The 18,735-nt window shown below is 62.7% G+C and carries 14 protein-coding genes; 6 read left to right on the top strand and 8 right to left on the bottom strand.

Annotated elements, in window-relative coordinates:
• Window positions 1–7: 7 nt before the first annotated feature.
• The 3 genes from glnL to glnA form a co-directional block, all read right to left on the bottom strand.
• Entirely contained in the window at window positions 8–1,063 is a 1,056-nt protein-coding gene (gene glnL, locus ACB039_RS16020) for a nitrogen regulation protein NR(II) (RefSeq protein ID WP_042648883.1), read from the bottom strand.
• An 86-nt stretch (window positions 1,064–1,149) separates the two neighbouring features.
• Window positions 1,150–1,725: a DUF4124 domain-containing protein gene (locus ACB039_RS16025; RefSeq protein ID WP_226171043.1), complete on the bottom strand. Its 576-nt coding sequence runs from the start codon at window positions 1,723–1,725 to the stop codon at window positions 1,150–1,152.
• A gap of 197 nt (window positions 1,726–1,922) precedes the next feature.
• The gene (glnA, locus tag ACB039_RS16030; RefSeq protein WP_025325354.1) at window positions 1,923–3,332 is read right to left on the bottom strand and encodes a glutamate--ammonia ligase; all 1,410 of its coding nucleotides are present in this window, start codon (window positions 3,330–3,332) and stop codon (window positions 1,923–1,925) included.
• Window positions 3,333–3,683: 351 nt separating this feature from the next.
• Between glnA and typA the strand changes: the two genes are divergently transcribed.
• The 3 genes from typA (at window position 3,684) to dtd (ending at window position 7,104) form a co-directional block, all read left to right on the top strand.
• A complete protein-coding gene (gene typA / locus ACB039_RS16035) occupies window positions 3,684–5,495 on the top strand; it encodes a translational GTPase TypA (RefSeq protein WP_041206669.1) in 1,812 nt (603 codons plus the stop codon).
• A gap of 165 nt (window positions 5,496–5,660) precedes the next feature.
• The gene (locus ACB039_RS16040; protein WP_371166025.1) at window positions 5,661–6,533 is read left to right on the top strand and encodes a virulence factor BrkB family protein; all 873 of its coding nucleotides are present in this window, start codon (window positions 5,661–5,663) and stop codon (window positions 6,531–6,533) included.
• A 133-nt stretch (window positions 6,534–6,666) separates the two neighbouring features.
• Window positions 6,667–7,104, top strand: a complete 438-nt coding sequence (gene dtd, locus ACB039_RS16045; protein ID WP_371166026.1) for a D-aminoacyl-tRNA deacylase — start codon at window positions 6,667–6,669, stop codon at window positions 7,102–7,104.
• A 95-nt stretch (window positions 7,105–7,199) separates the two neighbouring features.
• On the opposite strand, the gene ACB039_RS16050 is transcribed toward dtd, so the two are convergent.
• Window positions 7,200–7,856 carry a spermidine synthase gene (locus ACB039_RS16050; RefSeq protein ID WP_371166027.1) on the bottom strand — a complete coding sequence of 219 codons (657 nt, stop codon included), beginning with the start codon at window positions 7,854–7,856 and terminating at the stop codon, window positions 7,200–7,202.
• A gap of 173 nt (window positions 7,857–8,029) precedes the next feature.
• Between ACB039_RS16050 and ACB039_RS16055 the strand changes: the two genes are divergently transcribed.
• A complete protein-coding gene (locus ACB039_RS16055) occupies window positions 8,030–8,938 on the top strand; it encodes a bifunctional GNAT family N-acetyltransferase/hotdog fold thioesterase (RefSeq protein ID WP_161506778.1) in 909 nt (302 codons plus the stop codon).
• A 53-nt stretch (window positions 8,939–8,991) separates the two neighbouring features.
• On the opposite strand, the gene ACB039_RS16060 is transcribed toward ACB039_RS16055, so the two are convergent.
• The 4 genes from ACB039_RS16060 to ACB039_RS16075 all read right to left on the bottom strand — a co-directional run bounded on the left by ACB039_RS16060 (window position 8,992) and on the right by ACB039_RS16075 (window position 16,201).
• Complete coding sequence (locus ACB039_RS16060) at window positions 8,992–11,058, bottom strand: AsmA-like C-terminal region-containing protein (RefSeq protein ID WP_371166028.1); 2,067 nt, start codon at window positions 11,056–11,058, stop codon at window positions 8,992–8,994.
• A 31-nt stretch (window positions 11,059–11,089) separates the two neighbouring features.
• On the bottom strand, window positions 11,090–13,159 hold the full coding sequence (gene recG, locus ACB039_RS16065) for an ATP-dependent DNA helicase RecG (RefSeq protein WP_371166029.1): 2,070 nt from the start codon (window positions 13,157–13,159) through the stop codon (window positions 11,090–11,092).
• A gap of 177 nt (window positions 13,160–13,336) precedes the next feature.
• On the bottom strand, window positions 13,337–14,686 hold the full coding sequence (gene pssA, locus ACB039_RS16070) for a CDP-diacylglycerol--serine O-phosphatidyltransferase (RefSeq protein WP_371166030.1): 1,350 nt from the start codon (window positions 14,684–14,686) through the stop codon (window positions 13,337–13,339).
• Window positions 14,687–14,839: 153 nt separating this feature from the next.
• Window positions 14,840–16,201, bottom strand: coding sequence for a GntP family permease (locus ACB039_RS16075; protein WP_371166031.1), 1,362 nt, complete (start codon window positions 16,199–16,201; stop codon window positions 14,840–14,842).
• Window positions 16,202–16,365: 164 nt separating this feature from the next.
• On the opposite strand from ACB039_RS16075, the gene ACB039_RS16080 reads away from it, so the two are divergent.
• Window positions 16,366–16,875 carry a gluconokinase gene (locus ACB039_RS16080; protein ID WP_005328545.1) on the top strand — a complete coding sequence of 170 codons (510 nt, stop codon included), beginning with the start codon at window positions 16,366–16,368 and terminating at the stop codon, window positions 16,873–16,875.
• A 61-nt stretch (window positions 16,876–16,936) separates the two neighbouring features.
• Window positions 16,937–18,733: a phosphogluconate dehydratase gene (edd, locus tag ACB039_RS16085; protein WP_182786867.1), complete on the top strand. Its 1,797-nt coding sequence runs from the start codon at window positions 16,937–16,939 to the stop codon at window positions 18,731–18,733.
• The last annotated feature ends 2 nt before the right edge of the window (window positions 18,734–18,735 follow it).

Genomic DNA, 18,735 nt, shown 5'->3' on the forward strand with positions numbered 1-18,735 from the left:
GGTTCCCTTACTTGCGAAGTGGTAGATAGATGGTGAATTCGGTGTGGCCGGGCCAGCTGATGCAGTCGATGCGTCCCTTGTGTTGATCGATCAGATTCTGGGCGATGGAGAGGCCAAGGCCGGTGCCACCCTCCTTGCCAGTGATCATGGGGTAGAAGAGGGTGTCGCGAATGGCATCGGGAATGCCGGGACCGTTGTCGATGATCTTGATCTCGGCGGCCAGGCGGTAGCGCTGACCGTGGATGGTGATCTGGAAGGCGGTGCGGGTCTTGATGCGGATGAGCCCGGTCTGATCGCCGAGGGCCTCGGCGGCATTGCGGACTATGTTGAGAAACGCCTGCTGCAGCTGGTCCGGCTCCATTTCGAACTCGGGAATGCTGGGGTCGTAATCCCGCTCGATGCGGATCTGGGGCGGCAGTTCCAGATCCACCAGGCGGCGCACCTGCTCCAGCACCGAATGCACATTGTGCATCTGATGGCGTCCCGGCCGCTGGGGGCCGAGCAGACGATCGACCAGCACCCGCAGGCGGTCGGCCTGCTCTATGATGATGCCGGTGTATTCGCGCAGAGCGGGGTCCGGCAACTCCTTTTGCAGCAACTGGGCGGCGCCGCGCAGGCCCCCGAGGGGGTTCTTGATCTCGTGGGCCAGCCCGCGCACCAGCTCCTTGGCGGCTTGCTGCTGGGCATGTTGCTGCAGCTCCTGGCTGATCTTCTTCTGCTGATCGATCTTGCGCAGCTCCACCACCATCAACCGCTGCTCGTGGTCGGCCATGGGGCTTACGCTGATCTCCACCAGCCTGGGCTCTCCCTCCACCACCAGGGTGACTTCGCTGTCGGTGAAGCCCTGCCCTGAAATGAGGCACTGCTTGAATCGTTGCAGGTCGAGGGAGATGTGCTCCAGCAGATGGGGCAGTTCGATCCCGATCAGTCGCCGTTCGCTGAGAGAAAGCAGCTGTTCGGCCGCCGGGTTGACGAATTGAATGCAGAGCCGTTCATCCATCAGGATGACGGCGGTCAGCAGGTTGTCCAAGAGTGTCTTGGCGTGATCCAGGCGGGTTGGCACAGGTTTCTCCCTAAAACGGTGCTTTACACCTATTGTGCACCGATATGGTGCATTGAGTTTACCCGCATCGGTGCGTCACATCACCCCTAATTGGCCTTGGGGGTGGCTTTGGGAGCCTGATTCACAGTCGTTCTATGCAGGTAAAAGGTGGCTGCTTTGGATTTAGCAAGGATCGTACCGTCTTTGGCGAGCAGCTCGAGCCGCGCCTCGTAGGCGCCACGATCCAGGTTCTCCACCCGGATGGCCAGGCTGTTGTGAACGAGGGGAATGGCCTTGTCGTTCAGCAGCAGGCGTACGTCATATTGCACCGGCGCCTGGGGATGGACCTGTGCCTGGAAGACGATGTTGCCCGTGTTGTCGCGCAGTGTGCTGCCCGGCTCGGGGGAGAGCAGCTCTATCTCCAGAGGGGCGGCTTCCAGGGCCTTCCTTGCATCGACACCGGTCAGATGGTTGAAATCATCAACCTGAACCGAATGGGGTGAGGTGCCGATGAGGGGGGAGACCCGCAGGTCGATTTCCCTGGCGTTCTTGCCGGGGGGAGGGGCGTCTGTGTAATGGGTCACCCCTTGGGAGTCTATCCAGGAATAGACTCTGGCCGCCTGGGCGGTGCAGGAGATCATCAGCAAGAGGCCCAGCGTCCATGTCGGGTGTACTTTTTTCATCCATCTCTCCTTGACGGGGTTCACCTTAATCCTATCAGAGAAAAAAATGTCGGGCCTATTGTCGGATGTGCGGTGAAGCATGGACTCGATGAGCCGGACGACTCTGAGGCATCATGCCATGAGTCATGATATTTCAGCCCCTTAGATAAAAAACCCGCCAGATGGCGGGTTTATCATGATGAAGCAAGGACACCGGATTAGACGGAGTAGTACAGCTCGAACTCCAGCGGGTGCGGGGTCATGCGGACACGATCCACGTCATGCTGTTTCAGCTCCAGGTAGGAGTTGATGAAGTCGTCGCTGAACACACCGCCACGGGTCAGGAACTCGCGATCAGCATCCAGTGCGGACAGGGCTTCGTCCAGGGAACCGGCAACGGTCGGCACTTCTGCGGCTTCTTCCGGCGGCAGGTCATACAAGTTCTTGTCCATGGCATCGCCCGGATGGATCTTGTTGATGATGCCGTCCAGACCGGCCATCAGCTGGGCTGCGAAGGCCAGGTAGGGGTTGGCAGCCGGATCCGGGAAGCGGACTTCGATGCGGCGAGCTTTCGGGCTCGGCACCACCGGGATACGGATGGAGGCAGAGCGGTTGCGGGCAGAGTAGGCCAGCATCACAGGGGCTTCATAGCCCGGCACCAGACGCTTGTAGGAGTTGGTGGTCGGGTTGGCGAAGGCGTTGATGGCCTTGGCGTGCTTGATGATGCCGCCGATGTAGTGCAGTGCCATCTCGGACAGACCGCCGTACAGGTCGCCGGCGAACAGGTTGACGCCGTTCTTGGCCAGGGACTGGTGGCAGTGCATGCCGGAGCCGTTGTCACCGAACATGGGTTTCGGCATGAAGGTGACAGTCTTGTTGTAGGCGTGGGCCACGTTGTGGATCACGTATTTCAGCACCTGCACTTCATCCGCTTTCAGCGTGAGAGTGTTGAAGCGGGTTGCGATCTCGTTCTGACCGGCAGTGGCCACTTCGTGGTGGTGAGCCTCAACGACCTGGCCCATCTCTTCCAGCACCAGACACATGGCGGCACGGATGTCCTGGGAGGAGTCAACCGGCGCAACCGGGAAGTAACCACCCTTGACGAAGGGGCGGTGCCCCTTGTTGCCGTGCTCGTACTCGGTACCCGAGTTCCAGGCAGCTTCTTCGGATTCGATCTTCACGAAGCTGTGGCCCATGGTGTTGGAGAAGGTGATGTTGTCGAACATGAAGAATTCCGGCTCCGGCCCGAACAGCACGGTGTCAGCGATGCCGCTGGCTTTCAGGAAATCTTCGGCACGCTTGGCGATGGAGCGCGGATCGCGGTCATAGCCTTGCATGGTGGCAGGTTCAAGCACGTCACAGACGATGTTCAGCGTGGTCTCTTCGGTGAACGGGTCCAGTTTGGCGGAGGCCGGATCCGGCATCAGCACCATGTCAGACTCGTTGATGCCCTTCCAGCCGCCGATGGAGGAGCCATCGAACATCTTGCCGTCTTCGAAGAAGTCTTCGTCGACCTGGTGGGAGGGAATGGATACGTGCTGCTCTTTACCCTTGGTGTCGGTAAAACGCAGATCAACAAACTTGACTTCGTGTTCCTGGATCAGGGCCAAAACGTTCTGGGCTGACATGCTAAGTAACCTCCGGTGTTAAAACTCTTTGGGTGAATGCGTCATCACATTCACATAAGCCAGTATCGTGCCAAGTTTGTGACAGCTTGATTTCAGGGCATTTGCACCGTTTCAGGCTGCCGGGACACCCGCTTTCATGCTTGGTTGCGCTTCAAAGTGGTGCAACCTTGGATCGTTTTGGTGCACCATCATGGTGCGCCAGCACGATCAGCCACCATCTAAGCAGGCTTTCAGCATGGGGTCTATGATCCTGATCCCCTGTTGTGCGCGAATGGTCTGCAATTATGCTAGGCAGATCACAAAGGCGAGAGTACAATTAGCGCCCAATTTTACCCGGTGATTGAGGCGAGAATGTTAGAGAATTTACGCAATATTGCGATTATTGCGCACGTAGACCACGGCAAAACTACCCTGGTTGATAAGCTGCTGCAGCAGTCTGGAACCCTGGACCGTACCACTGATGGTCAAGAGCGTCTGATGGATTCCAACGATCTGGAAAAGGAACGTGGTATTACCATTCTCGCCAAGAACACTGCGATCCGCTGGAATGACTACCGCATCAACATCGTCGATACCCCGGGTCACGCCGACTTCGGTGGTGAAGTTGAGCGCGTCATGTCCATGGTTGACTCCGTGCTGCTGCTGGTCGACGCCGTTGACGGTCCGATGCCGCAAACCCGTTTCGTGACCCAGAAAGCCTTCGCCCAGGGTCTGAAGCCTATCGTTGTCATCAACAAAATCGACCGTCCGGGTGCGCGTCCTGACTGGGTAATGGACCAGGTATTCGACCTGTTCGACAACCTGGGTGCCACTGATGAGCAACTGGACTTCAAGGTTGTTTACGCCTCTGCACTGAACGGTTGGGCCACCCTGGACCAGAGCGTCGAGTCCGATAACATGGAACCCCTGTTCCAGGCCATCGTTGACAACGTCGAGCAGCCGAAGGGTGACCCCGCCGGTGGCTTCCAGATGCAGATCTCCCAGCTGGACTACAACTCCTACGTGGGTGTTATCGGTATCGGCCGCATCACCCGTGGTCGCGTCAAGACCAACCAGCAGGTCACCATCGTCGGTGCCAACGGCAAGAACCGTACCGGCAAGGTTGGTCAGGTGCTGGGTTACCTGGGTCTGTCCCGTACCGAAGTGGCCGACGCGCAAGCTGGCGACATCATCGCCATCACCGGTCTGGGCGAGCTGAAGATCTCCGACACCATCTGTGACAACAATGCCGTCGAAGCCCTGCCGCCGCTCTCCGTTGACGAGCCGACCGTGAACATGACCTTCCAGGTCAATACCTCACCGTTCGCCGGCAAAGAAGGCAAGTTCGTGACCTCCCGCAACATTCTGGAGCGTCTGAACCAGGAGCTGGTCCACAACGTGGCTCTGCGCGTGGAAGAGACCGAAGATCCGGACAAGTTCCGCGTCTCCGGCCGTGGTGAATTGCACCTGTCCATCCTGATCGAAAACATGCGTCGCGAAGGTTACGAGCTGGCGGTATCCCGTCCGGAAGTTATCCTGCGCACCGTTGACGGCGTTCTGCACGAGCCGTTCGAAACCGTTACCGTGGACGTAGAAGAGATCCACCAGGGTTCCGTCATGGAGCAACTCGGCCTGCGTAAGGGCGAGATGACCAACATGACCCCGGATGGCAAGGGTCGTGTCCGTCTCGACTTCATGATCCCGAGCCGTGGCTTGATCGGTTTCCAGACCGAGTTCCTGACCATGACTTCAGGTACCGGTCTGCTGTACCACACCTTCGACCATTACGGTCCGCACAAGGGTGGCAGCATCGGTGAGCGTCAGAACGGCGTGCTGATCTCCAACGCTACCGGCAAGGCCCTGACCTTCGCCCTGTTCGGTCTGCAAGACCGTGGTCGTCTGTTCATCGGTCACGCGACCGAAGTGTACGAAGGCCAGGTGATCGGGATCCACTCCCGTTCCAACGACCTGACCGTCAACTGCCTGAAAGGCAAGCAGCTGACCAACATGCGTGCCTCCGGTACCGACGAAGCCCAGGTGCTGACTCCGCCGATCCGCATGACCCTGGAGCAGGCTCTCGAGTTCATCGACAACGATGAGCTGGTTGAGATCACTCCGAAGGCCATCCGTATCCGCAAGAAACTGCTGACCGAGATGGATCGCAAGCGCGCCGGTCGTGCTTGATCGATAGCTGTTCATCGACAGACCAAAGAGAGGCCTTATGGCCTCTTTTTTTATGGTCGCGTGGTAGCTTCTCGCCTCCGGGATGGCACCGAACCGGCTCATGGGTGGTCAGATGGGCACCCTATCTGACACAATATCTGCATGATGACGCTTACGAGAATCAAGATGCAGCAGCAAATCCGCGGCCGCCTGGCCCACGCACTCTCCTTCTTGCGCCACGATGGTGCCCATTTCGCCCAGTTTGTCTGGGGTCGTTTCCAGCAGGACAGGCTGACGGTCACCGCCGGCTACCTGGCCTATGTGACCCTGCTCTCTCTGGTGCCCATGGTCGCCGTGGTGTTCGGCATGATGTCGGCCTTCCCGGTGTTCCAGACCCTGAAACAGCAGGTGGAACAGTTCGTCTATCACAACTTCGTACCCACCGCCGGCGAGATGCTCAAGGAGTACATAGACGGCTTCGTGGCCAATGCCACCAACACCACTGCGGTCGGCATAGGCGCCCTGATAGTGGTGGCCCTGATGTTGATCTCGGCCATCGACAAGAACCTCAACTACATCTGGCGTTCGACCCAGAATCGACCGCTGGCCCAGGCCTTCGCCATGTACTGGATGATCCTGACCCTGGGGCCCGTGCTCATCGGTGCCAGCCTCGCCATCTCCTCCTACATACTGTCGCTGAAGCTGTTTGCCGCGGACAGCCTGTTTGGCGCCGGCTATCTGGTGCTGCGCAGCCTGCCGTTCCTGTTCTCGGTGTTCGGCTTCCTGCTTATCTATACGGTGGTGCCCAACTGCAAGGTGCGGCTGACCCACGCCTTGATCGGCGCCCTGGTGGCGGCCACCTTGTTTGAGCTGGCCAAGCGCGGCTTCGCCATCTACATCACCAACTTTCCCTCCTATCAGGCCATCTACGGCGCCCTGGCGACCATCCCCATTCTGTTCGTCTGGGTCTATCTGAGCTGGTTGGTGGTGTTGCTCGGCGCCGAGACCACCGCCTGCCTGGGGGAATACGAGAAACCGGGGGCAGAGGAGCTGGCCTGAGGCCTGCCTTCCATCGTGTGCCGGACCCCGGGTGGGAAAGGCGTTGGCCCGGGCAGGGCATTTATTGGTAGCATCAACGACCGCTCCCGTCATGACGACGGCGGCGGTCGTTCTGTTTTGAGAGGAGAGGGATGTGATTGCATTGATTCAGCGGGTATCCGAGGCCAGCGTGACCGTCGAGGGAGAAGTGACCGGGGCCATAGGGCAAGGGCTGCTGGTACTGCTCGGGGTAGAGCAGGGGGACGATGAGGCCAAGGCCGACAAGCTGCTGCACAAGGTGAGCGGCTATCGCATCTTCTCCGATGCAGAGGGCAAGATGAACCTCAATGTGGGCCAGGTCGGGGGCAGCTTGCTGGTAGTCTCCCAGTTCACCCTGGCGGCGGATACCGGCAAGGGGATGCGACCCAGCTTCTCCGGCGGTGCCCACCCGAGCGATGCCGAGCGGCTCTACGACTACTTCGTTGCCCGGGCCAGGGAGAGCGGCGTGCCGACCGAGACGGGACGCTTTGCCACCGACATGAAGGTCAGGCTGCTCAACGACGGCCCCGTGACCTTCTGGCTGCAGGTGTAGGCGTCATTGCTGGCGCCCGGGTTGCGCTAGCTGTTCACCCTGTCGAGGGCTCTCGCGGCGACCCGCCAGCAAGAGTGAGGGGCCCGCAGCAGGTCCTAGGCGCTCAGATTGGTGGCGTGCAGTATGACGTTGCGATAGCCCGGCACCCCGTGGGCCGTGGTGGGGCCTATCCACTCCTCGGCCAGCTTTTTGGCCTGCGCCAGTTCGAGATGGGTCCGTGGCAACAGATTGATGATGAGGGTGCCATGCAGGCAGTTGGCCAGCGCCTGATAGATGGGAGCCTGGAACAGCAGCAGGGGATTGCCGTCCTGGCTGAACAAGTCCAGCAGCACCAGGTCGTACTGCTCCCGACTCTCCAGCAGGAAGTGCAGTGCATCGGCGTGGTGCAACCGTGGCGCACCTCCAGTCGAGGGCTGGAAAAACTGCTGGAACAGGGTGAGGATCTCGGCGTCCAGATCCACGCAGTCGTGGCGGGCTTCGGGCCAGCGCGCCCCCAGATGACGGGTGAGATCCCCCCCTCCCAGCCCCAGCTCCAGGATCCGGCTCGCCTGTGCGGGCAGCCGCTCGGCGATGCTCTGCTGATGGGGCAGGCAGAGGTGTTCCGGCTGGCTCAGGCTCATGGCGGATTGCACCACGCCGTCCATTTCCAGCCAGCGGTGGCGGGCATTTTCCAGGATGGAGAGGCGGCGTTCGGGTTTGGCGCTGAGGTGCAATAAGTGATCGGCTTGGTACGCTTGCAGATTGAAGTCCATGAATTTGCACGGCAAGATGGCTTTCGACCAGTGTAACTCAAGGATGTCGCTATGTACCGGGTGGTCACCCCTCAAACACCAGCGGAGCTGGATGCCAGCTACCCGCTGCGCCGGGAGGCATTGGTGCGCAAGCCCTTCAATCTGCCCGTCGGCGCAAACTCAAGGATCTCTTTATGTATCGGGTAGTCACCCCAGAAACACCAGCGGAGCTGGATGCCTACTACCAGTTGCGCTGGGAACTACTGCGCAAGCCTTTCAATCTGCCCGTGGGCTCCGAGCGTGACGAATACGATACCGTCGCCATTCATCGGCTGATGCTGGCCGAAGACGGTACCCCCATCGCCGTCGGCCGCCTCTTCATCGGGGGTGACGAGGCCCAGATCCGCTTTATGGCGCTGCGCCCTGAGTTTCGCGGTCAGGGGCTGGGAGCCCGCATGGTGGAGGATCTCGAACAGCTGGCCCGTGACGAGAAGGTGAAACGGCTGGTGATGAACGCACGCCAGGAGGCGGTGGAGTTCTATCGCAGGTGCGGTTTTCTCGAGGTGGGTGAGGGGCCCGTCTCCTTCGGCCGCATTCCCCATCGTCAGATGATCAAATCCATCAGTCCGCTGCAGACCATACAGTATCGCCCCGAGTGGTGTCAGGATCTCACCACCCGCTGGTCGAGGGGGATCCCCATCAGCGAGAAGATGGGGGTGCACATCACCCACTACGATGGCCAGACCTTCCACCTCAAGGCCAACCTGGCGGCCAACCTCAACGTCCACGACACCATGTTTGCTGGCAGCATTTACAGTCAGTGCGTGCTGGCGGGCTGGGGCCTCATCTGGCTGCAACTCAAGGAGGCCGGTCTGGGCGGGGATACTGTGCTGGCGGAGGGCAACATCAAATACTACAGACCCGTGAGCGAGGAGCCTGAGGCCAGGGTCGCCCGGGAGGGGATGCCCGCCGTGCTGGCGCCGCTGAAGAACGGGGAGTCCGCCAAATTCAGCCTGCGGGTGCAGCTGTTCAGCGGCCGCAAGCTGGCGGTTGAGTTTGTCGGTCAGTACGTGGTGCTGCCCATCAAGCGGGCGGGGCACTGACCCCGTCGTCCGGCATCCGATAGCAACAAGGCCTCATGATGAGGCCTTGTTCGTTATTGCGCTGCCGGCTTGGGCTGTGGTGGACGCCAGAGCGGGCCGCTGCGCCCCTGGGCCGGGTAGCGTACGCCAGTCTCCCAGTCGCAAGTGGTTTCCCCGCTCGGGAAGCGCCATTCAAGGGTCGGGCTCTCAAGGGGGCCGCGCCAGCGCGCCAGCAGCTCGGCACAGCGCCGCTTGTTCAGCACGCCGAGATCCAGCTGCCACTGGTCGCTGGCGAGATCGACCCCGCCCTGCAACCCGAGCAGGTGGGTGATGGTGGAAGCGCCGCCCTGCTCGATCTGCAGCTTGCCCTGCTCAGCCCTGGCCTTCAGCCTGATGTGGTAGAAGGGGGTATCCCCCTGCTGCATCGCCTGCCACAGGGTCTCGGGAGTCAGGGTGGGCGGGGTCGCCTCCTTGAACCAGTTGTCCAGCAGCGGGTCTATCCCGACCTTGTCCCAGAAGGGATCCCTGGCCTCCAGGCTCAGGCTGCCCTGCAGGGTGCGGCGCCAGTTGCCGAGGGCCTGCTCCGGCTGCGGGGCCAGATCGGCCTGCAAATCCGTCTCCAGATCCACCTTGCCCGCCAGCGAGACAGGTGCATGCAGCAGTTCGCCCCACTTCTCCAGATCCAGCTGCTTGCCCTGCAGTTGCAGGCGGCTCTCCTGCCCGGGCACCTTGCCCCATTGGCCGCTGAGGCTGAGAGAGCCCTCATCCGGCAGCTCGCTGCTTAGCCTGTTGAGCTGCCAGGTGCTGGAGGTCAGCTCCCCGTCCAGCACGCCGTTGCGGGCACTCAAGCCGTCCCACACCAGCTCGAACCACTTGCTCTCGATGCGGGTACGGCCGAGCAGCGGACCTGGCTGATTGCCTCGCAGGCTGAGATCGCTCAGATAGAGCTGCCAGCCGGTCAGGGAGAGGGGCAGGGCGTCGTCGAAGGAGAGCACCTTGAGCTTGTCGAAGGCCAGCTTGCGCACGTCGATCTGCTGGGGGCGCCAGCCCTTCCACTCCTGCCACCACCCTTCCGGCAGGCTGATGTCCATGCCGCTCAGGGCCATGTCCTTGAGGGTCAGCTTTTGCAGTTGGGTGTCGAGGGCAAATTCGACATTGAACTCCCCTTCGTATGCCTTGCCCTGCAGCTCGGCATCGATCTGTCGGGGGGAGAAGGCGAGCTTGCTCTCGATGGCTTCCAGCTGGAACAGGCCGCGGCCGAGATCCGCCAGGGTGCCGGAGAGATAGCCGCTTGGCTGGTTGCCCGCCTGCCAGTCGAAGGCGGTGAGCTGACCGCTGAAGTTGTTGAGGGAGAGCTCCTGCTCTATGGCATTGACGCTGATCCGATCGAGCTGGCCCCGATCCAGGGTGATGCGGCGCAGGGGGAGCTCGCCAGGGGGTATGTCACCGAGCTCGACCCGCATGCCACGGGCCTTGAGAGCGTGCAGTTGCAGGCTGCGCTCCGGCCAGTTCAGCACCATGCCGGTTTCCAGCAGACCCTCGAACAGGTTGGTGGTCAGCTTGTCCGTGCTCAGCACCTGCCCCTCCAGCCGCCCCTTGAGGCTGAGGCGGGCCAGGGTGAGCTGCGGCGTCTCCAGCTGGTTGATGCCCAGCGTCAGGTTGGTCTGTGGCTGGCGTTTCGGATCGATCAGCTCCCAGTCGCTCAGGGTGGCGCTCAGGCCGCGCAGGTTCAGGGCCTCGCTGTACAGGCTCAGGTTGTCTATGGTGCTGTCGCTGATGGTGAGGGAGTGCACCGGCAGGGTCGGCAGCTGGTTCGGCAGCGGCAGCTTGATGACGGGGCGGATGAGATCCAGGTGGGCGATGCGCACGTCCCGGTTCAGCCAGTCGATGTTGTCTATCTCCAGATAGATCTTCTCCAGCTGCACCGCATCCCCGTATTGCACCTGCTCCGCCAGCAGGGTGTAGGGGTGAAGCGGGTTGAACACCAGCCGGCCTATGGTGACAGGCACGCCGGTCTGCTGGCTGATCCAGCCGGCGATGGGGCCCTTGGCCCGTTCGGCGTCGAACAGACCGAGGCCGACCCAGACGAATAGCAGCAGGAAGGCAAACAGATAGAGCAGGGCGCGTAGCCAGGAATTCATGGATGCTTTCCTCCTGTTTTGGGGTGTGTTGTCAGGCGTTTGAGTAGTGATCCCGCAGGCCGAGCCAGCGGCGGATCAGCGGTTCGACATGGTTGGGATGACGGTCCATGAGGAAGCGTGCCATCTTCTGCACCTGGGGAATAAGCGGCTGATCCCGCACCAGATCGGCGATCTTGAGATCCGCCAACCCGGTCTGGCGGGTGCCGAGCAGTTCCCCCGGGCCGCGCAGCTCGAGATCGCGCTGGGCGATCAGGAAGCCGTCGTTGGTCTCCCGCAGCACCCCGAGCCGGCTCTGGGCCGTCTTGGAGAGGGGGGCATGGTAGAGCAGCACGCAGTGGGAGGCCACAGACCCCCGGCCGACCCGGCCGCGCAACTGGTGCAACTGGGCCAGCCCCAGCCGCTCCGGGTTCTCGATGATCATCAGACTGGCATTGGGCACGTCCACCCCCACCTCGATGACGGTGGTGGCGACCAGCAGTTGCAATATGCCCGCCTTGAACTCCTCCATCACCCTCTGCTTCTCGACCGGGCGCATCCGGCCATGGACCAGGCCTATGTGCAGGCCGGGCAGCCTGGCTTGCAGCTCGGCGGCCGTGTCTTCGGCGGCCTGGCACTCCAGCACCTCTGACTCCTCGATCAGGGTGCAGACCCAGTAGGCCTGCTTGCCCTCCTCGCAGGCGAGCTTGACCCGCTCGATCACATCCTGACGGCGGCTGTCCGGCAGGGCGACCGTGGTGATGGGGGTACGGCCGGGCGGCAGCTCGTCGATGACGGAGGTGTCGAGATCCGCATAGGCGGTCATCGCCAGGGTACGGGGAATGGGGGTGGCAGTCATGATGAGCTGGTGGGGATGCACCCCCTCCCGCTCCCCCTTCTCGCGCAGGGCGAGGCGCTGGTGCACCCCGAACCTGTGCTGCTCGTCGATGATCACCAGGGCCAGGCGCTGGAACACCACCTGCTCCTGGAAGATGGCGTGGGTGCCCACCACCATCTTGACGCTGCCGTCGGCAATGGCGGCCAGCGCCTCCTCCCGCGCCTTGCCCTTCTGCTTGCCCGCCAGCCAGCCCACCTTGATGCCGAGTGGTTCCAGCCAGTGGGCGAAGTTGATGGCGTGCTGTTCGGCCAGCAGCTCGGTCGGCGCCATCAGCCCCACCTGGCAGCCGTTGCCTATGGCTTGCAGCGCTGCCAAGGCCGCCACTAGCGTCTTGCCGGAGCCCACGTCCCCCTGCACCAGCCGCATCATGGGGTGGCTGCGTTGCAGATCATGGCTTATCTCCGCCACCACCCGGTTCTGGGCGCCGGTGGGGGTGAAGGGCAGGGCGCTTAGCAGCTTTTCCACCAGAGCCGGGGCCGGCTTGAGGGTGCGGGCCAGCTGGGTCTGTGCCTGGGCCCGCACCTTCAAGACCGAGAGGTTGTGGGCCAGCAGCTCTTCCAGCACCAGTCGCTGCTGGGCCGGATGCTGGCCGCTCTCCAGCAGGGCCAGCGCCACCGAGGGGGGCGGGCGGTGGAGCAGACGCAGGGCGGCGGCCAGATCGATCTGCTGGGGGTAGAGACCGGCGGGCAGCAACTCCTCGACACCATAGAGGTCGAGCTGGGCCAGCGCCTGATCGGTGAGGCTGCGCAGAGTCAGCTGGCGCAAGCCTTCGGTGGTCGGGTAGACGGGGGTGAGCGCCTCTTCGGTCTGGCCGGCCTGCTCCTCGCCGAGCAGCTTGTACTCGGGGTGGGCCATCTCCAGCCCGTACTTGCCGGGGCGAGCCTCGCCGAAGCAGCGGATCAGGCGGCCCTGGGCCAGGCTGTTTTTCTGGGCGGCGGTGAAATTGAAGAAACGCAGGGTCAGGCTGCCGGTGCCGTCGCTGATGCGGCACACCAGCATGCGGCGGCGCCCCATGACCAGCTGGGTGTCCTGGATTTCGCCCTCGACGGCGCCGTGCAGCCCGGGGGGCAGATCGCCGATGGGCCACACCTGGGTGCGGTCCTCGTAGCGCAGGGGGAGGTGGAACAGCAGATCCTGTACCGTGGCCAGCCCCAGCCGCTCGAGCTTCTCCAGCATCTTGCTGCCGACGCCCTTGAGGCTATCGAGAGGAATTTTATCCAATTTCATCAATTAGATGCCCGAAAACACTGTAAATATGTCCAGATGATAGGGGTTGTTGCTGCCTCGATGCAAGCCGCGTTGCAGCGGCAGGGGCTCCCCGGGCGGGGCGAGAGGGCGCATACGACAAAGGCCTGCCGAACACGGGAGGCCTTTGGAGGGGCAGACAGGGGAGGCGGACAGGGCTTAGATGATCCGCTTGAGCAGGATATGGGCCCTGACCCTGTGGATCCTGGCAAGCAGCTTGCGCACCTGCTCGGGGTAATCCTTGATCTGCTCGATCTGATCGAAATGGCTGATGCGACGGGTGTGGGCCAGGATGCAGTCGCGCTCCTCCTGGAAGCGCTCGCGCAGATGGTTGTGGCGGTCATGGACCAGCAGGCCGTTCTCCAGATCCAGCGCCCAGGCACGGGGATTGAGGTTGTTGCCGGTGAGCAGGGCCCACTCCTGGTCCACGAAGATCCCCTTGAGGTGATAGGAGTTCTTGTCGCAGCACCAGAGCATCAGGTTGAGACGGCCGCTGTCGATGTGGTGCTGGTTGCGCTCGGCAAACTTGCGCAGGTTGGTCTCGTAGAGATAGGGCAGGCCGCCTATGGTGGAGAACTTCTCCTCCGGCGGGATGAAGAAGTCGTTGGCTGTCTTGTCGCCAACCACTATGGTCACCTTGCAGCCGCGCTTGAGCAGGGCTTCCACGTCCTTGTTCAACTCCTTGGGGGGGTTGAAGTAAGGGGTGCAGATGAAGATCTCCCGCTCGGTGGCCCGCACCAGGTTGCGGATCATCCGGTTGAGCTGGTTGCCGCGCTTGCCCAGGCCCACCATGGGGGTGATGGCGATCTCCTGGCTGTTGGCCGGTATGCTCTCGAATCGGTACTGGCTGGTGCGCAGGTTGTGCTTGAAGTGGCGGATCTGCCCCTTGAGCTGCTTGGCACCCGGGATGCCGGGGCGATCCAGCCGCTGCACGGCCTCGCTCTTGAGGAAGACGTCATCCACGTAGTTGACCATGCTGCGGGTCAGGGCCTGGCTGTGGATCTGGTGATAACGATCGAAGCGGTAGCGCTCCTGCTGGTGCAGGTAGATGTCGTTGAGGCTGGCACCCGAATAGAGCAGGATGTCGTCGAAGATGAAGCCCTTGAGGTGCAGGACGCCGAGCAGCTCGCGGCCCTTGACCGGCACGCCGTAGATCTCGATCTGGTGTTCATGGCGGGCGGCCATGGTCTGATACATCAGGTGGTTGCCCCCCTGTTTGCCCTTGCCGATCAGGCCGCGCTGGGCGCGGTGGAAGTCGACGAAGACCTTGATATCGAGGGCGGGGTTGCGCTGCTTGGCGGCGTAGAGGGCAGAGAGGATCTCCCGTCCCGCCTCGTCATCCTGCAGGTAGAGGGCGATCAGATAGATACGCTGGGTCGCGCCCGCGATGAGCGAGAGGATACGGCTCTTGAAATCCTTGGCGCTGTTGAGTACCTGGAACTGATCTGCGGCAACCGCGATCTGGGGTAAACGTGCCAGCAACTGTCGATAATGTGCCGATGAATGCATAGAGAAGCCTGAAATCACGGGATGAAGCGTTCCACTCGGGGCGATGAATAGGCAATTCTAGCAATCTGTGGCGACGGGCCCAAGCAAGAATCCGTAAAAATGTCGATGTGACGCCATATCGGGGCCGCCGGATGGGGCCCCGAGATGGGGGTGTTAGAAGACGATGCTTGCCATGGCAACGATGAGGAAGGCGATGGTACCGAGCAGTGTCTCCATCACGGTCCAGGTCTTGAGGGTGGTCTTCTCGTCCATGTTGAGGAAGCGGCTGACCAGCCAGAAACCGGAGTCGTTGAAGTGGGAGAGCACGGTCGCCCCACCGGCGATGGCGATGACGATGAAGGTCAGGTCCAGATCGCTCAGCCCGGCCGTGGCCGCGACCGTCGGCGCCATCAGGGCGGCCGTGGTGGTCAGCGCCACTGTGGCAGAGCCCTGGGCCACCCGCAGGGCGGTGGAGACCAGGAAGGCGGCCAGGATCACCGGCATGCCGGTGTCGGAGAGCACGTCGGCCAGGGCCGTGCCGATACCGCTGGCACGCAGCACGCCGCCGAACATGCCACCGGCACCCGTCACCAGGATGACGGCGCAGACCGGGGCCAGGGCGTCGTTGCAGAACTTCTCGAGCTGCACCTTGCCCTGGGTCTGACGGAACAGCCAGAGGGCATAGAGCACAGTGATGAGCAGGGCCACCGGGGTCTTGCCGACCATGCGCAGCACGTTGACCCAGTCCGCACCCTTGTCGATGACACCCATGACGCCCAGGGTGTTGAGGCCGGTATCCATGAAGATGAGCACCAGCGGCAGCAACAGGATGGAGATCACCTGGGCGAAGCTCGGCGCCTTGTCGGAGAGTCGCTCTGCGGTCTCGGTGAAGCTCGGGGGCAGGGGCAGCTCAAACTTCTTGCCGGACCAGAGCCCGAACAGATAGGCACCCAGGTACCAGGTCGGCAGCGCGACCAGCAGACCCACGACGGTGAGCAGCCCTATGTTGGCACCCAGCAGTTCGCTGGCGGCCACCGGGCCCGGGTGGGGCGGCAGGAAGGCGTGCATCACCGCGAAGGCACCGGCGGAGGGCAGGGCATATTTGAGGACTGAGCCGCCGAACTGCTTGGCCACGCTGAAGATGATGGGCAGCATGACGATGAGGCCGGCATCGAAGAAGATAGGGAAGCCGAACAGCAGGGAGGCGATCCCCAGCGCGAAGGGGGCGCGGTGGGAGCCGAAGCGGTTGATCAGGGTGTCGGCAAGCACCTTGGCGCCCCCCGTCATCTCCAGGATCCTGCCTATCATGGCCCCGAGGCCAACCAGCAGCGCGACCGAGGCCAGGGTGCCGCCGAAACCGGTCAGCATGGTGGGGATCACCTGGTCATAGGTGACCCCGGTGGCCAGGGCTGTCAGCATGCTGACCAGGGTCAATGCCACGAAGGCATGTACCTTGAATCGCATGATCAGCACCAGCAGCATGACGATAGCGCCAGCGGCTACCGAGAGCAGGTAGGCGACATCGGGTGTGTTCATCGCTCCGTCCATAAAATGTCCTCAAATGGTTCTAGTAGTTGTTCTGCACATTTCTGTGCTCCACTTCACATTGCGCAACGTTACCGGTAACATGTTACCGGTAACGTGCTAACTTAGAACCCATCAGGTAAACGTTTTTTGAAAAGTGAGAGAGAGGTCAAATAATGGCGGGCAAGAGCATTATCGTGATGGGTGTGTGTGGCAGTGGCAAGTCCAGCATAGGCCTCAAGGTGGCCAGCGCCCTGGGCGCCAAGTTCATCGACGGTGATGATCTGCACCCCCGCGCCAACATCCAGAAGATGGCGGGCGGCAACCCTCTCAACGACGAAGACAGGGCGCCCTGGCTGGAACGGATCCGCGATGCGGCCTACAGCCTGGAGCAGAAGAACGAGCTGGGCGTCATCGTCTGCTCGGCCCTCAAGAAGCAGTACCGCGATCAGATCCGCGAGGGCAACGAATCGGTGCACTTCCTGTTTCTGGACGGCAGCCAGTCCCTCATTCTCGACCGGATGCGGGCACGGCAGGGCCACTTCATGCGGGAAGGCATGGTAAAGAGTCAGTTTGAGACCCTGGAACGGCCGGATGGCGAGGCCGGTGTGTTTCGCGTCGACATAGATGGCACCTTCGAGCAGGTGGTCGACCGCGCCGTCACCGCCCTGGCGCAGGTGCAATGAGCCATTTCGCGCGCCCGGCCCCTGTCGATCGCGCCCGTATTTCCGTGTTGGAGACAATCCTATGACCCATCCCGTGATCACCGAAGTGACCAACCGCATCCGCGAGCGCAGTGTCGCCCGCCGCCAGACCTTTCTGGCTCGCATCCAGCGCCAGGCCGAGCAGGGCAAGACCCGCGCCTCCCTCTCCTGCGGCAACCTGGCCCACGCCGTGGCCGCTTCCAGCTGTGATGACAAGGGGCGCATCCTCGACATGACCCGCGCCAACGTGGCCATCGTCACCGCCTACAACGACATGCTGAGCGCCCATCAGCCCTATCAGGGCTACCCGGACATCATCAAGGGGGCGCTGGCCGGACTCGGCCACAGCGCCCAGGTCGCCGGCGGCGTGCCCGCCATGTGCGACGGCGTGACCCAGGGCCAGCCGGGGATGGACATGTCCCTGTTCTCCCGGGATCTCATCGCCCAGGCCACCGCCGTCTCCCTCTCCCACAACACCTTCGACGCCACTCTGCTGCTCGGCATCTGTGACAAGATAGCCCCGGGCCAGATCATGGGGGCCCTCTCCCACGCTCACCTGCCCACCGCCTTCGTGCCCGCTGGCCCCATGGCGAGCGGCATAGGCAACGACGAGAAGGTCAAGGTGCGCCAGCAGTACGCCGCCGGCGAAGTGGGCCGCGATGCCCTGCTCAAGATGGAGTGCGGCGCCTACCATTCGGCCGGCACCTGCACCTTCTACGGCACCGCCAACACCAACCAGCTGGTGTTCGAGGCCATGGGGCTGATGCTGCCGGGCTCCGCCTTCGTCCACCCCCACAGCGAGCTGCGCCACGCCCTCACCGAGGAGGCGGCCCGCCGCATCAGCGCCATGATCCCGGGCTCCCCGGCCTACCGCCCCCTGAGTGAGGTGCTGGACGAGCGCGCCCTGGTCAACGGCCTGGTGGCCCTGCTCGCCTCCGGTGGCAGCACCAACCACAGCATCCACATGGTGGCGCTGGCCCGCGCCGCCGGCCTGGAGCTGACCTGGGACGACTTGAGCGATCTCTCCGACGTGGTGCCGCTGCTGGTGCGCATGTACCCGAACGGCCCGGCTGACGTGAACGCCTTCGAGCAGGCGGGTGCCGTGCCTGGCCTGATGCGCCGTTTGGCGGAGGCGGACCTGATCCACCTGGATGCCACCCCGGTGTTTGGCGAGATGCAGGATTACCTGAGCCGCCCCGCGCTGGTGGATGGCAAGTTGGTGTGGCAACCGGTGGGGGAGAGTACGGATCCGAGCGTGTTGTCCGTCGCTGGCAGCGTGTTCCAGGCCACAGGTGGCACCAAGCTGCTCAGTGGCAACCTGGGCCGCGCCGTGGTCAAGGTCTCAGCGGTCGCCCCCGAATACCGGGTGATTGAAGCGCCGGCCCGGGTCTTCTCCTCCCAGCACGCGGTGGAGGCGGCCTACAAGGCCGGGGATCTCAATCAGGACGCCGTCATCGTCGTGCGCCACAACGGCCCGGCTGCCAACGGCATGCCGGAGCTGCACAAACTGATGCCGGTGCTCGGCAACCTGCAGAAGGCGGGTCACAAGGTGGCCCTGGTCACCGATGGCCGTCTCTCCGGCGCCTCCGGCAAGATCCCGGCCGCCATCCACGTCACCCCGGAAGCGTTGCACGGCGGGGCCATAGGCCTGCTTGCCGATGGCGATCTGCTGCGGGTGGATGCCGAGTCCGGTCGCCTCGACTGCCTGACCGATTTGAGTGGCCGTACCCAGGCCGAGATCGATCTCACCCTGGAACAAGAGGGGTGGGGCCGTGAACTGTTCAGCGTGATGCGTCGCGCGGTATCGAGCGCCGAGTGCGGCGCCACCATCTTTGACTGAGG

The sequence above is a fragment of the Aeromonas sp. S2(2024) genome (assembly GCF_041402505.1).
Taxonomy (GTDB): Bacteria; Pseudomonadota; Gammaproteobacteria; order Enterobacterales; family Aeromonadaceae; genus Aeromonas; species Aeromonas media.

Bases quoted from the DNA above. Each gene is read 5' to 3' on its own strand.
- recG (WP_371166029.1), bottom strand. From the start codon at position 13,159: ATGAAATTGGATAAAATTCCTCTCGATAGCCTCAAGGGCGTCGGCAGC.
- ACB039_RS16075 (WP_371166031.1), bottom strand. From the start codon at position 16,201: ATGAACACACCCGATGTCGCCTACCTGCTCTCGGTAGCCGCTGGCGCT.
- ACB039_RS16055 (WP_161506778.1), top strand. From the start codon at position 8,030: ATGTATCGGGTAGTCACCCCAGAAACACCAGCGGAGCTGGATGCCTAC.
- pssA (WP_371166030.1), bottom strand. From the start codon at position 14,686: ATGCATTCATCGGCACATTATCGACAGTTGCTGGCACGTTTACCCCAG.
- typA (WP_041206669.1), top strand. From the start codon at position 3,684: ATGTTAGAGAATTTACGCAATATTGCGATTATTGCGCACGTAGACCAC.
- ACB039_RS16060 (WP_371166028.1), bottom strand. From the start codon at position 11,058: ATGAATTCCTGGCTACGCGCCCTGCTCTATCTGTTTGCCTTCCTGCTG.
- ACB039_RS16025 (WP_226171043.1), bottom strand. From the start codon at position 1,725: ATGAAAAAAGTACACCCGACATGGACGCTGGGCCTCTTGCTGATGATC.
- ACB039_RS16040 (WP_371166025.1), top strand. From the start codon at position 5,661: ATGCAGCAGCAAATCCGCGGCCGCCTGGCCCACGCACTCTCCTTCTTG.
- glnA (WP_025325354.1), bottom strand. From the start codon at position 3,332: ATGTCAGCCCAGAACGTTTTGGCCCTGATCCAGGAACACGAAGTCAAG.
- ACB039_RS16050 (WP_371166027.1), bottom strand. From the start codon at position 7,856: ATGGACTTCAATCTGCAAGCGTACCAAGCCGATCACTTATTGCACCTC.
- ACB039_RS16080 (WP_005328545.1), top strand. From the start codon at position 16,366: ATGGCGGGCAAGAGCATTATCGTGATGGGTGTGTGTGGCAGTGGCAAG.
- edd (WP_182786867.1), top strand. From the start codon at position 16,937: ATGACCCATCCCGTGATCACCGAAGTGACCAACCGCATCCGCGAGCGC.